A 12,152-nucleotide genomic window follows, 5' to 3' on the forward strand; every position below is an offset into this window, starting at 1 on the left:
CTACAGTCGCTGCAGTTCCATCCGGGAGCACCGCGATGCGCTCCTCCGGATCGGGCCGGGACGCCCGTCGACCGAACCAGGTCGCGCGGGGCCCGGCAGGCCGGAGGTCCGCTGAGCGGCCACCCCGGCGGGGCCCCTCGGATCCGCGTCATCAGACAACGGTCGAGCCGATCGCGCCCAGCGACCGGCCGTCCGGCCCGAAGACGCGGAACCCGCGGGGAGCACCTGCCGGCCGCTGACCCGGTGGAGGGACGGACCGGCCGCGCACGCGCGCCGGGATGGGATGCTGGGTCAGGACCGCAGCCGACAGCGCGGCGGTCCGGACCCCGTCCGACCGGCTCGGGGGAGCGACCCGGGAGGCTGTGGGTGCCGGCAGGAGCAGGCGAGCCGGCGGTCGGCACGCTGACGCGGCCGGCCCCCTCGCCGTCGCAGGCCCAGGACCGCCGCCGGTGGCCGTGGCGCACCCTCGTCGCCGTCGTCGGCGGTCTCGTCCTCGTCCTGGCCTTCCCCGGCTACGACCTCGTCGGCCTCGCCGTCCTCGGCCCGGCCGCGCTGGCGTACGCGGTGCACGGGCAGCCGGTGCGCTCGGGCGTCTGGCTCGGGCTGGTCTTCGGCCTCGCCTTCTTCGTCCCGCTGCTGTCCTGGACCGGCATCTACGTCGGTCCGCTGCCCTGGCTGGCCCTCGCCGTCTGGGAGGCCCTGCACCTCGCCCTCCTCGGCGCCGCCACCGCCTTGACCTCCCGGCTGCGGTTCTGGCCCGTCTGGACGGCGATGCTGTGGGTGGCCGACGAGGCGATCCGCGGGCGCTTCGTCCTCGACGGCTTCCCCTGGGGGCGGCTGGGCTTCAGCCAGACCGAGGGCCCGCTGCTCGCCCTGGCCGCCTACGGCGGGGTCCCCCTGGTGACCTTCGCGGTCGCCCTCGTCGGTGCGCTGATCGCCGCCGCGGCGCTGGCCCTGCAGCGCGCCTGGCGCGCATCGGACGACGTCGAGGTGCGCGGCCCCGCCCTGCGGACGGGCGCACTGCTCGTCGTCGCCGTTCTCGCCGTGCCGCTCGTGGGCATGCTCGCCTGGCTGCCGCTCGCCGGGGGATCGCTCACCACGGGCGGCCCGACGTCGACGGTCGCCGTCATCCAGGGCGACGTGCCCCGGGCGGGCCTCGACTTCAACGCCCAGCGGCGGGCGGTCCTCGACAACCACGTGCAGCGGACGCTCGAGCTGGCCGACGCCGTCGCGGCGGGGGAGGAACCCCAGCCCGACGCCGTCCTCTGGCCGGAGAACAGCTCCGACATCGACCCCTACGTCAACGAGGACGCCGCCGCGCAGATCCGCCGCGCCGCACGCGCCGTCGGGGCGCCGATCCTCGTGGGTGCGGTGGTGAAGGGGCCGGGCCGGTTCATCAGCAACACCGCGATCGTCTGGGACCCCCAGGACGGCCCGGGGGACACGTACGTGAAGCGGCACCCCGTACCGCTGGGGGAATACGTGCCGGCGCGCAGCTTCTTCCGTTTCTTCAGCGAGGACGTCGACAGGGTCACCGACCAGTTCGCGGGCAGCGAGGTCGGCGTGCTCGACGTCGGCGGCGTGCGGGTCGGCAACCTCATCTGCTTCGAGGTGGTCTACGACGGCCTCGTGCAGGACGTCGTCGACGGCGGCGCGGGGATGATCGTCGTCCAGACCAACAACGCCACCTTCGGCTACACCGACGAGAGCGCCCAGCAGCTGGCGATGAGCCGGCTGCGCGCCGTCGAGTTCGGCCGGACCGTCGCCGTCGCCGCCACGAGCGGCATCTCCGCGATCGTCGCGCCCGACGGGTCGGTCGTGCGCTCCTCGGAGCTGTTCGAGCCCGCCGTCTTCGTCGAGGAGATCGCCCAGCGCAGCTCCACCACCGTCGCCCAGCAGCTCGGATCGGCACCGGAATGGGTGCTCACCGGGCTCGGCGCGGCGGCCGTCGCCACCGCCGTGGTCCTGCGCCGGAGGAACGCCCGGTGAGCGACCGCGTCCTGGTGGTGATCCCGACCTACGACGAGGTGGAGAACCTCGAGCGGATCCTCGACCGGCTGCACGCCAGCGTGCCCGCGGCGCACGCCCTGGTGGTCGACGACGGCTCGCCCGACGGCACCGGTCAGCTGGCCGACAAGCTCGCCACCCTCGACGAGCGCGTCCACGTCCTGCACCGCACCGCCAAGCAGGGCCTGGGGCAGGCCTACGTCGCCGGCTTCCGATGGGCCCGGGAACGCGGGTACGACGTCCTCGTCGAGATGGACGCCGACGGCTCGCACGCTCCCGAGCAGCTGCCCGACCTGCTGGCGGCGCTCGGGTCGGCGGATCTGGCGCTGGGCTCCCGCTACGTACCCGGGGGAGAGGTGACCGACTGGCCGCTGCACCGCCTGCTGCTGTCCCGCCTCGGCAACCGGTACACCCGGTGGGCGCTGCGGCTGCCGCTCGCGGACGCGACCGGCGGCTACCGGGCCGCCCGGGCCGAGCTGATCGACCGGCTGCCCTTCGCCGACGTCGCCAGCCAGGGCTACTGCTTCCAGGTCGACTGGGCCTGGCGGGCCGTGCGGGACGGCGCCCGGGTGGTCGAGGTGCCGATCACGTTCGCCGAGCGCGCGTTCGGCAGGAGCAAGATGAGCGGCTCGATCGTTAGAGAGGCATTGGTACGGGTCACCGTGTGGGGCCTGCGGGACCGGCTGGCCGACTGGCTGCCGGGCCGTGTGCGCCGTCCGGTGCCGGCGCGAGCCGGGCGCAGAGAGGCAGGACAGCATGAGTGACGCCGTGGGGCGCCGGGTCCGGACGGCCGCAGGCCTGCTGGTGCTCGCCGAACTGGTCGTCTTCGTCCTCGTCGCGGCGTGGATCGGGGTCGGCTGGACGATCCTGGCCACGCTCGCCACCAGCGTGATCGGCTGGGTGCTGCTGGCCCGGCAGGGCACCCGCGCGCTCGCCGACCTGCGCGAGCGGGCCCGCAGCCGCCGCTCGCCGGGCGCCGAGCTGGGCAACGCGGGCCTGGTGGCCGCCGGGGGCCTGCTCATGGTGCTGCCTGGCTTCATCGGCGACGTCGTCGGCCTGCTCTGCCTCCTGCCGGGAACCCGGAACCTCGTCCGGGGCGCGCTGACCCGCCTGGTCCTGGCGCGGCTGCCGGTGGGCCTGCGCCCGCCGGTGCGCGTCGAGAGCGTCCGCACCGCCGAGGTGCCGCTGGCCGAGGACGTCCCACCGGGACGCCCGGGGAGCTCCCGACTGGTGATCGAGGGAGAGGTCGTCCGCGGGCCGGACGGCCGGCCGCTCGCCTGACGCAGACGCAGAACGGCCCCGGTGGATTCCTCCACCGGGGCCGTTCTGCGTCGTGCTGAGATCAGCTGGCGCGGGTGCGCCGACCACGGAGCACGTCGAGGCGCTCGGCGAGCACCTCTTCGAGGTCCTCCACGGAACGACGCTCGAGGAGCATGTCCCAGTGGGTCCGCGGCGGCTTGACCTTCTTCGGCGCTGGCTCGGCACCGCCGACCAGCTTCGCGGCCGAACCGTCGAACTTGCACTCCCAGGTGTCGGGGAGCTCGGCGTCGTCGGCGAAGGGCACCGTGAACAGGTGGCCGGACGGGCACCGGTACTCGGCGTACTGCCGGTCGATCGGCGCGGTGTTCCGCTCCGTCTCGTAGCTGACGCTGCCCAAGCGGCTGCCGCGCAGGGAACGCTCGCCCATGGCACACCGTCCTCTCGTTCGTATGTCGGTCGCGACTCGATCTCCGGCCACGCGGGGGCATACCCACGAACCCGGAGGAGTCACAGAGATGAACGACAGAAATCGCGGAAGGATTCCGCCGAATCAGTTGTCCATCATCGCATGGGGGCAGATCCGCCGCTCGGTTGCCCCTCGCATGGGTGAGCCCGCAGGTCAGGGCAGGGCCAGCTGCCCCGGTCCGGCGGCCGTGGGGCCCAGTTCGCCGCGCACGTAGTGCCGCCGGCACAGCACCTGGTAGCGGACGGCGGGGGAGTGGCCGCGGTCCTCGCCGGGCAGCTCCGCGGGCGCGGTGTCGGCCACCACGACGGTCTCGCCCGAGTGCACCATCACGCCGTCGACCACGCGGGCGTTGAGCAGCCCGGGCAGCCCGCACCAGCAGAGCACCTCGACCTGGATGCGCTGGACGTCGTCGGCCACCTCGAGCAGCCGCCGGGTGCCGGGGAAGAGCTGCGCGCGGAAGTCGGTGGTCAGCCCGAAGGCGTAGACGTCGACGTGCCACTCGTCGACCAGCTCGGCCAGCTGGTCCACCTGCACGGCGGTGAGGAACTGCGCCTCGTCGACGATCAGGTAGTCCACCCGCTGCCCGTCGGACCACCGCTCCCGGACCAGCCGGCGCAGGTCGACGTCGTCGTCGATCTCCGTCGCCGCCCGCGACAGGCCGACCCGGGAGCTGATCTGGGGAGCCGCCGAGCGGTCGCCCTGGGTCAGCAGCAGCCCGTACCGGCCCTGCCGGCTCTGGTTGTGGTCGACCTGCAGGGCCAGCGTCGACTTACCGCAGTCCATCGGCCCGTGGAAGAACCGCAGGTGCGCCGGCGCGGGGTGCCGGCGGCGGTCGCCGGACGCCGGGACCGAGTTCGGTCCGACCGGGGTCACAGGCGCTCCGGGGGAGTGTTGCCCGCGGCGACGACGGCGCGCCGCATCGGCAGGGCCGCCAGGGCGATGAAGCCCCCCACGAAGAAGATGACCAGGCTGACGATGGCCAGCCGGTAGGAGCCGGTCAGCTGGTAGGTCAGGCCGAAGGCCAGCGGCCCGAGCCAGCTCGTGCCGCGGTCGCTGATCTCGTAGAAGCCGTAGTACTCCGCCTCCTTGCCCGCCGGGATCAGCTGGCTGAACAGCGACCGGGAGAGCGCCTGGGTGCCGCCCTGCACCAGGCCGATGACGGCCGCCAGGGCGTAGAACTGGGCCACCGCTCCGGTCTGCAGGGAGAACGCGGCCAGCAGCACGCCGATCCAGGCCACCAGCGCGCCCAGGACGACCCGCTTGGCGCCGTAGCGGCCGGCCAGCCGGCCCAGCCCCAGCGCACCGAAGATCGCGACCACCTGGACCATCAGGATGGCGCCGGTGAGCACCTCCTGCTCCAGGTCGAGCTCCTCGGTGGCGTAGGTCGCCGACAGCGAGATGACCGTCTGGACGCCGTCGTTGAACAGCAGGTAGGCGCCCAGGAACCACAGCGTGAGAGGGAACGCCCGCATCTCCCTGAAGGTCCGCGCGAGCTGCCGGAAGCTGCTGCCCGACCGGGCGGCGTCGGCGTCCCGGACCGGCCGGTTGCGCAGCCGGGAGACGGTGAAGACGGTGAACGCGCCCCACCACAGACCCGCGGTCGCCAGGCAGATGCGCACCGCCTCGCCCGTGGTGAGCCCGAGCGACTCCGCGCTGAGCACCAGCCCGAGGTGGATGGCGAGCAGCAGCGCGCCACCGACGTAGCCGAACGCCCAGCCCCGGCTGGAGACCTTGTCCCGCTCGTCCGGCCCGGCCAGGTCGGGCAGCCACGAGTAGTAGACGACCGTCGCGGCACCGAAGCTCACGTTCGCCACGACGAACAGGACGGCGGCCATCAGCCACCGGCCGTCACCGGCGAAGAAGAGCGCGGTCGTGGCCAGCGCGCCGAGGAACGCGAAGCCCGCCAGCATCTCGCGCTTGCGGCCGGTCCGGTCGGCCACGGCCCCGGTCAGGGGCAGCACCAGCACCTGGACGATGACCGAGAACGACAGCACGTAGGAGAACCAGCTGCCGGCGGCGACGGAGAGCCCGAGGAAGGACAGCCGCTCGTCGGGGCCGGCGGCGTCGCGCGCGATCGCCGTCAGGTACGGGCCGAGGAAGACGGTCGTCACCGAGGTGTTGAAGACCGACATGGCCCAGTCGTAGGAGTACCAGCCGAAGCGCTCGCGCTTCAGGGCCTTCTCGTCCGCCGGGTCGACGGGTCGGCCGGCGGGCCCGGTGCCGGTGTCCGGCGGCGCAGTTGTCACGGGCGCAGGTTCCCAGCCGCCGGACGAGCGGTCCAGCACCGGGACCAGGTCGTCACGGGATGTCCTCCGGAACCACACCTCCGGGGTACGCCGCGACGGCAGTGGTCGGCCGGGTCCGGTCGACGAAGGCCGGCCGGTCCGGCTCGTCCGCCCGCAACGGCACCAGCCCCCGGGTGATGGCCGCGGCGATCCGGTACCGCGCCCGGTTGGCGTCCCCGACGCGGCCCATCTGCAGGTCGTCGAGCTGCACCGGCGGGCCGACGTGCACCCGGAGCGCCGGCCGCCGCACGACAGCGCGCAGGGCGGTGCGCAGCTTGCCCCAGTCGTTGCCGTACTGGAGCACCTCGTGCGCGCCCCACTGGCTCACCGGGATCACCGGCACGCCGAGCCCGAGGGCCATCCGCGCCATCCCGGTGCGCCCGCGCTCCGGCCAGCCGTCCGCCGTCAGGCCGACCCGCCCCTCGGGGTAGGCGACCACGTGCCCGCCGGAGACCAGGGCCACCTCGGTGACCCGCACGGCGTGCCGGGCGAGCTCCGTCCCGCGCTCCACGCGGATGGCGCCGGTCCGCTCCAGCAGCGGGCCCGCCACGGGCGCCGACATGATGCCGCCGGTCGCCATGATCCGGGGCACGACGCCGGCCTCGTGCAGCGCGACGGCGATCACGAACGGGTCGAAGTCCCCGATGTGGTTGGCGGCGAGCAGCAGCGGTCCGTCGCGCAGCTCGTCGGGAACGCCCCCGGTGACCTCGACGCGACCGAAGATGCCGACCAGCCACGAGAAGTTGCGGAGCACGAACCGCCAGAACCACCACGGCGGCGCCGCCGCGATCGCCATCTCCCGGGCGAACCAGTCCGGGTCGTCCGGCTTGACCAGCGGCGCGAGGTCCTCGGGGAGCGGCGGCGGGGTCGGACGCCAGGCGCGCAGGCGTTCGCCCAGGCTCACCGCGGGACCCACTGGCCGCGCTTCTCCAGCAGCTCGCGCAGCATGGCCGGCCGGTCGGTCATGACGCCGTCGACGCCGAGGTCGAGCATCCGGGCGGCGTCACCCTCGTCGTCGACGGTCCACACGTGCACCTGCAGCCCACGGGCGTGCGCGGCGGCGATGAAGCGCTCGTCGACCAGCGCGCGGCCGCCCAGCTGCAGCGGCACCTGGGCGCAGCCGGCCTGGATGCGGACCAGGCCGGCGGCCTTGGGCGAGTAGGAGGACAAGCGGAGGGCGGCGACGCCCCGGGGCCCCAGGGACGTGCACACCGACGGGCCGAACAGCCGGCGGGCGGCGGCCAGCCGCGCGTCGGAGAAGGACCCGAGGCAGATGCGGTCGGCCACCTTCATCCGCCGGACGGTGCGGACCAGCGGCGCGAGCACCCCGGCGGCCTTGATGTCGAGGTTGAACCGCACGTCCGGCCAGGCGCCGAGCAGGTCCTCCAGCCGCATGATCGGCTCGCGGCCGCCGATCCGGGCCTCCGAGACCTCCGCCCACGACAGGTTCTCCACCCGCCCGGTGCGGTCGGTGACCCGTTCCAGCGTGGGGTCGTGGAAGACGACCAGGACGCCGTCGGCGGTCACCCGGACGTCGGTCTCCAGGTAGCGGTAGCCGAGGTCGACGCACGCCTGGAAGGCGGGCATGGTGTTCTCGAGGTGCTCGATCGCCCCGCCGCGGTGGGCCATCGCCAACGGCGTCGGCCCGTCGAGGAAGGCGTACTGCGCGGCGGGCACGGCATCCACGCTAGTGGCAGCCCTCCCGGCCGTCGCGGGGCCCCGATCAGGCCCGCCGGACGGCGTCGGCCAGCCGCGCCACGATCGTCGTCAGCACGGGCCTGGGCGTGGCGAAGTTGAGCCGCACGTGCCCCGCTCCGGGGGCGCCGCACTCGGGGCCGTCGACCAGCGCGACCCCCGCCCGCTCGAGGAAGAACTCGCCGGGTGACCCCGGGAGGTCGAGCTCCCGGCAGTCCAGCCAGGCCAGGTAGGTGCCTTCGGGGGGCGTCCAGCGCACGGCCGGCAGGTGCTCGGCCAGCAGCCCCGCCAGGTGGCGCCGGTTCCCGTCGAGGTAGGCCAGGACGCCGTCCAGCCACGGCCCGCCGTCGTCGTAGGCGGCCGTGTTCGCCAGCACGCCGGGCGTGGCGGCCGCGTGGGTGTAGAGGAAGCCCACCTCGGCCCAGCGTGCGGCGTCCTCGCCGTTGCTCAGGACCAGCTGGGCGGTCTTGAGGCCCGGCAGGTTCCACGCCTTGGACGCCGACGTGGCGGTGACGGTGTGCCGGGCCGTCGCGGCGGACAGGGACGCGTACGGGCGGTGGACGGCTCCGGGGTGCACGAGCGGGGCGTGGATCTCGTCGGAGAAGACACGGACGCCCGCGGCCTCGACGACGTCGGCCAGCGCGAGCTGCTCCTCGACGGTGAAGACCCGGCCCAGCGGGTTGTGCGGGTTGACGTGCACCAGCAGCCGCCCGCCGGCGGCGAAGGCCCGGGCGAGGCCGTCGAGGTCATAGGTCGGCCGGCCCTCCCGCTCGACCATCGGCACCGGGATCAGCTCCCGGCCGAGCAGACCGGGCACCGCGAGGAACGGCATGTAGGCGGGGGTGGGCAGGACGACGGGGCTGCCGGGCGGGGTGAACCGCTCGATCGTCGCCTGCAGACCGGCGATGACGTCGCCCAGCGGGGTGATCCACTCCGGCGGCACGTCCCAGCCGTACCGGCGGCGCTGCCAGCCGGCGCAGGCGCGGGCCATGTCCTCGGCCGCGCCGGTGGTCAGGTAGCCCAGGCGGCCGCGGTCCACGGCCTCGTGCAGCGCGGCGGTGACCGCGGGTGCGGTGCCGAAGTCCATCTCGGCGACGAACGCCCCGATGGCGGTGCCGTAGCGCGTCCACTTGAGGCTGCCCGCCGTGCGCAGCGAGTCCTCCGACAGCGCGTCGAAGCCGAGGGCGTCCACGTCGTTCACCGATTCCCTCCTGGTGGGCGCGGAGTGGTTCGTCGCCGCGCCGCTCTGGCGTGTCCCCGAAACCTGTCGCCCCGGCCGTCTACCGTGCGCAGACGTGGCAGAACGACACGCAGCGGGCACCACGGCGGAGCTCCCGGTGGCGCCGATCCCGAACCGGGGGAGCGACGAGCAGCGGCGCTGCGGCTGGTGCCGCCGGGTGCTGCCGTCCCAGGGGTCGGTCGGCCGGCCGCGGCTCTACTGCGGGCAGGCGTGCCGTCAGCGGGCCTACGAGCAGCGTTCGGCCACCGCGAAGGCCGGTCTCCCGGGTGACGTCGTGCTGGTGTCACGGAACGAGCTCGACGGGTTGCAGGACCGGCTGTACCAGCTGCGCTGCGCGCTCGAGGACGCCCAGACGCTGCTGACCGAGAAGCCGACCAAGGCGGAGCTGGAGCGCCAGCTCGCCGAGCTGGTGCGCTCCACCGGGCGTCTGGACCGGCTCTGGGTCAGCGAGCGCTCCGCCTGACCGGATCAGTCCGGGTCCTGCTGGTCGTCGCCGTCGTCCTCGTCGCTCGGCTCCTGGTTGCTGTTGTCGGGAACGTCGGACTCCTGGTCGGCGCCGCCGGTGTTGTCGCTGTCGTCGGTCGTCCCGTCGTTCTGGTCCTGCCCGGCGGCCTCGCAGGCGGTCAGCGTGACGCCCCCTCCGAACAGCGCCAGGGCGGTCATCAACGCGGCGATCGGACGTCGGATCTGCATGTCCCGACACTACGAACACCCGGCGGTCGGCGCCCGTCGAGCCGGCCCACATCGCCGTCATTACGTCACCGTGACGTTATCGACCCAGGGTGGCTGCACCAGGGGAGGCTGCACCCAGAGGCGGTCAGGGCGATCTGACCGGGTCGCAGCCCGAGTCGGCAGGTCGGTCGCGCCGGACGAGCTCGTCGGGGACAAGATCAACTCACGGGGGAGTCGGACCGATGGGGCGGGCGTACGGCGGCGTCCGGACCGGCGGACCCGGTCGACGCGCCGGTGGTGCACGAGCCGGTGCACGAGCAGCAACGGCGACGCGGAACACGGGCGCCGTCGGGCCTCGGACGGCGGGGGCGAACTCGTGACGACGAGACGTGTCGCTGTGGACGTCGTAGGGCGGCGGCACGACCGGGCGCAGCCGGCCCCTTCCGGCTCGTCCAGCTAGCGCCGATAATGCACATTATGTCAATTCGTCGAGCGCAGGCGGTGCGACCGACGAGTTCGGGCCACTCCTCCGGTCGGTACTGACGACCCCGCGAAGGAGAACCCATGCCGGCCACCGTCCGACCGATCATCGTCAGCAACAACCTCGGGCGCCTGCTCACCTTCTACACCGGGCTGCTCGGCGCCGAGGAGGTCATGCGGTACCCGGAGGACGGCGACGCGTTCTACGTCGGTCTGCGCCTCGGCGACTCGGAGTTCGGGTTGTCGTCGGACTCCGCTGTCTCCCCCGGTGACCCGGGCCGGATGCTGCTGAGCATCGAGGTGCCCGACGTCGACGCGGTGCTCCCGCAGGTCGAGCGCCTCGGCGGCACGGCGACCAGCGGCGCCAACGACATGCCCTGGGGTCAGCGCGTCGCGCACCTCACGGACCCCGACGGCAACGTGGTCAACCTGACGCAGCAGCTGTGATCAGCGGGCGCGGTCGTCCGGGTTCCGGCCGCTCCGCCGGGGGTAGCGGGAACCGCATGACCCAGGAGCGCCCCGACACCGGCGAGCGGAACGAGCCGGCGGGCACGCCGTCCCCCGGGCCGGACGACCTGACCGCCACGCCGGCGACGCCGGGCACGGACGACGCCGGGCGGCCGACCGCGGTCCCCGGTGCCTACGAGGCCGGCGACGCCGAGCAGGAGCGCGGCAAGGCCGTGAAGCCCGGCGGCTGAGTCACCGGCTGGACACAGCGACGCGCAGCCCCAGGGCCACCAGCACCGAGCCGCTGACGGCCTCGAGCCGGGCACGGATCCGGGGCCGGCGGAACCAGGCGCCCGCCCGGGCGACCCCCGCCGCCAGGGCGAGGTACAGGCCGGTCTCCAGGGTGATCTGCAGCAGCCCCAGCACCGCTGTCGTCGCGAACACCGGCCCGTCGGCCGGGACGAACTGCGGGTAGAACGCGATCATGAAGACGGCGGCCTTCGGGTTGGCCAGCTGCACGAGCACCCCCTCGCCGAAGGCCCCCCACCAGTGCCGCCGGCCGGCCGGGGGCGCCACCTCGGGCGCCTCCCCGCCGCCGCCCCCCCGCCAGGCCGCCCGGAACGCCTTGATGCCCAGGAACAGCAGCACCGCGGCGCCGACGACCCGCAGCACCAGGTAGGCGACCTCCGAGGCGGCGACCAGGGCCGCGAAGCCCGCCCCGGCGAACAGCGCCCAGGCATAGAGCCCGACCTCGAGACCCAGGACCGTGGGCACGGCACCGCGCAGGCCGCGCAGTGCCGCCCGCCGGAAGATCAGCGCCATCGCCGGCCCGGGCGAGGCGGAGATCAGCAGCACGGCAAGCACGAACGCCGGCAGCGAGGAGAGCACGTCCACGCCGGTGATGGTGGCACTCCCCTCCCCCGGCGATCGACCGCTTATCGGCGGTCCCGGAACCGTCGTCCGTGCAGCCACCAGTCCAGCCGGGCGGTCATCCAGGGCAGCAGCAGGTAGGTCATGATCGGCGTGAGGGTCAGCGTCAGGACCAGCACCCGCACCACCACCGGCACCTCGCCCATCAGCCGGCCGAGGGTCACCGTAGCGAGCAGGTTCATCGGGAAGAAGACGAGCCAGATCGTGACCGCCTGCTTCCAGCGCGGCGGTGCCGTCCGCGGTGACGGCGACGTCACCTGGGCCTCCACCGGGGCGTCGAACCAGCCCTCGATCCCGGTGCGCCGCTCGGTCCGCGTGACCTCGGCCAGGCCCTGCGCCGAACGCAGCCACCACTGCCGCTCGGGCGAGGAGTCCCAGGCGGCCAGCGACCGCTGGTCGGCGAACCGGCACAGCATGTGCCACTCGTCGGACTCGCCGCGCGGCCGGACCCACCCGCCCCCGAGGAAGCCGGGGAAGCCCTCGGCCATGCTCAGCCCGGCGCGGATCCAGGCGGTCATCTCCCGCGCGTGACCGGGATCGGCGCGCCTGGTGAAGGACACGGTCACCGGGAGGTCCTGGGCGACGGCGGGCGCGGGCGGGGTCACCGCTCCAGGATCCCGGCCCGGCGGCCCCCCGTCGCCCCCAGGACGTGTGAGGAGCACCGCAGCCG

At 74.1% G+C, this 12,152-nt stretch carries 15 protein-coding genes; 6 read left to right on the forward strand and 9 right to left on the reverse strand.

Annotated features, from left to right (window positions below):
- Positions 1-366: 366 nt before the first annotated feature.
- The 3 genes from lnt to DCS98_RS23915 are packed head-to-tail and all read left to right on the forward strand — an operon-like array spanning position 367 to position 3,288.
- A complete protein-coding gene (gene lnt, locus DCS98_RS13150; protein WP_241037875.1) occupies positions 367-1,989 on the forward strand; it encodes an apolipoprotein N-acyltransferase in 1,623 nt (540 codons plus the stop codon).
- Positions 1,986-2,771: a polyprenol monophosphomannose synthase gene (locus DCS98_RS13155; protein ID WP_241037885.1), complete on the forward strand. Its 786-nt coding sequence runs from the start codon at positions 1,986-1,988 to the stop codon at positions 2,769-2,771. Before lnt ends, DCS98_RS13155 begins: the two co-directional genes overlap by 4 nt.
- Positions 2,764-3,288, forward strand: coding sequence for an FxsA family protein (locus DCS98_RS23915; protein WP_116451811.1), 525 nt, complete (start codon positions 2,764-2,766; stop codon positions 3,286-3,288). Before DCS98_RS13155 ends, DCS98_RS23915 begins: the two co-directional genes overlap by 8 nt.
- A 61-nt stretch (positions 3,289-3,349) precedes the next feature.
- Here the strand turns inward: DCS98_RS23915 and DCS98_RS13165 are convergent, their stop codons facing one another.
- The 6 genes from DCS98_RS13165 to DCS98_RS13190 form a co-directional block, all read right to left on the reverse strand.
- Entirely contained in the window at positions 3,350-3,694 is a 345-nt protein-coding gene (locus DCS98_RS13165; protein WP_089336610.1) for an RNA polymerase-binding protein RbpA, read from the reverse strand.
- 192 nt (positions 3,695-3,886) lie between these two features.
- On the reverse strand, positions 3,887-4,606 hold the full coding sequence (locus DCS98_RS13170; protein ID WP_116451812.1) for a thymidine kinase: 720 nt from the start codon (positions 4,604-4,606) through the stop codon (positions 3,887-3,889).
- Entirely contained in the window at positions 4,603-5,979 is a 1,377-nt protein-coding gene (locus DCS98_RS13175) for an MFS transporter (RefSeq protein ID WP_116451922.1), read from the reverse strand. Before DCS98_RS13175 ends, DCS98_RS13170 begins: the two co-directional genes overlap by 4 nt.
- 52 nt (positions 5,980-6,031) lie before the next feature.
- Positions 6,032-6,922, reverse strand: a complete 891-nt coding sequence (locus DCS98_RS13180; RefSeq protein WP_116451923.1) for a lysophospholipid acyltransferase family protein — start codon at positions 6,920-6,922, stop codon at positions 6,032-6,034.
- The gene (locus tag DCS98_RS13185; RefSeq protein WP_206340246.1) at positions 6,919-7,695 is read right to left on the reverse strand and encodes a glycerophosphodiester phosphodiesterase family protein; all 777 of its coding nucleotides are present in this window, start codon (positions 7,693-7,695) and stop codon (positions 6,919-6,921) included. Before DCS98_RS13185 ends, DCS98_RS13180 begins: the two co-directional genes overlap by 4 nt.
- A 46-nt stretch (positions 7,696-7,741) precedes the next feature.
- Positions 7,742-8,914: a MalY/PatB family protein gene (locus tag DCS98_RS13190; protein ID WP_241037892.1), complete on the reverse strand. Its 1,173-nt coding sequence runs from the start codon at positions 8,912-8,914 to the stop codon at positions 7,742-7,744.
- Between the two features lie 94 nt (positions 8,915-9,008).
- On the opposite strand from DCS98_RS13190, the gene DCS98_RS13195 reads away from it, so the two are divergent.
- Entirely contained in the window at positions 9,009-9,416 is a 408-nt protein-coding gene (locus DCS98_RS13195) for a hypothetical protein (RefSeq protein ID WP_241037901.1), read from the forward strand.
- Between the two features lie 5 nt (positions 9,417-9,421).
- On the opposite strand, the gene DCS98_RS13200 is transcribed toward DCS98_RS13195, so the two are convergent.
- Entirely contained in the window at positions 9,422-9,646 is a 225-nt protein-coding gene (locus DCS98_RS13200) for a hypothetical protein (protein WP_116451813.1), read from the reverse strand.
- A gap of 543 nt (positions 9,647-10,189) precedes the next feature.
- On the opposite strand from DCS98_RS13200, the gene DCS98_RS13205 reads away from it, so the two are divergent.
- Both DCS98_RS13205 and DCS98_RS13210 read left to right on the forward strand, forming a co-directional pair.
- Entirely contained in the window at positions 10,190-10,552 is a 363-nt protein-coding gene (locus DCS98_RS13205; RefSeq protein WP_116451814.1) for a VOC family protein, read from the forward strand.
- A gap of 56 nt (positions 10,553-10,608) precedes the next feature.
- The gene (locus DCS98_RS13210; protein ID WP_116451815.1) at positions 10,609-10,803 is read left to right on the forward strand and encodes a hypothetical protein; all 195 of its coding nucleotides are present in this window, start codon (positions 10,609-10,611) and stop codon (positions 10,801-10,803) included.
- 1 nt (position 10,804) lies between these two features.
- On the opposite strand, the gene DCS98_RS13215 is transcribed toward DCS98_RS13210, so the two are convergent.
- Positions 10,805-11,446: a LysE family translocator gene (locus DCS98_RS13215; protein WP_116451816.1), complete on the reverse strand. Its 642-nt coding sequence runs from the start codon at positions 11,444-11,446 to the stop codon at positions 10,805-10,807.
- Between the two features lie 41 nt (positions 11,447-11,487).
- Entirely contained in the window at positions 11,488-12,087 is a 600-nt protein-coding gene (locus DCS98_RS13220; RefSeq protein WP_241037904.1) for an antibiotic biosynthesis monooxygenase, read from the reverse strand.
- Positions 12,088-12,152 lie beyond the last annotated feature (65 nt).

Origin of the sequence: Blastococcus litoris (assembly GCF_003075095.1) — a bacterium.
Classification (GTDB): Bacteria; Actinomycetota; Actinomycetes; order Mycobacteriales; family Geodermatophilaceae; genus Blastococcus_B; species Blastococcus_B litoris.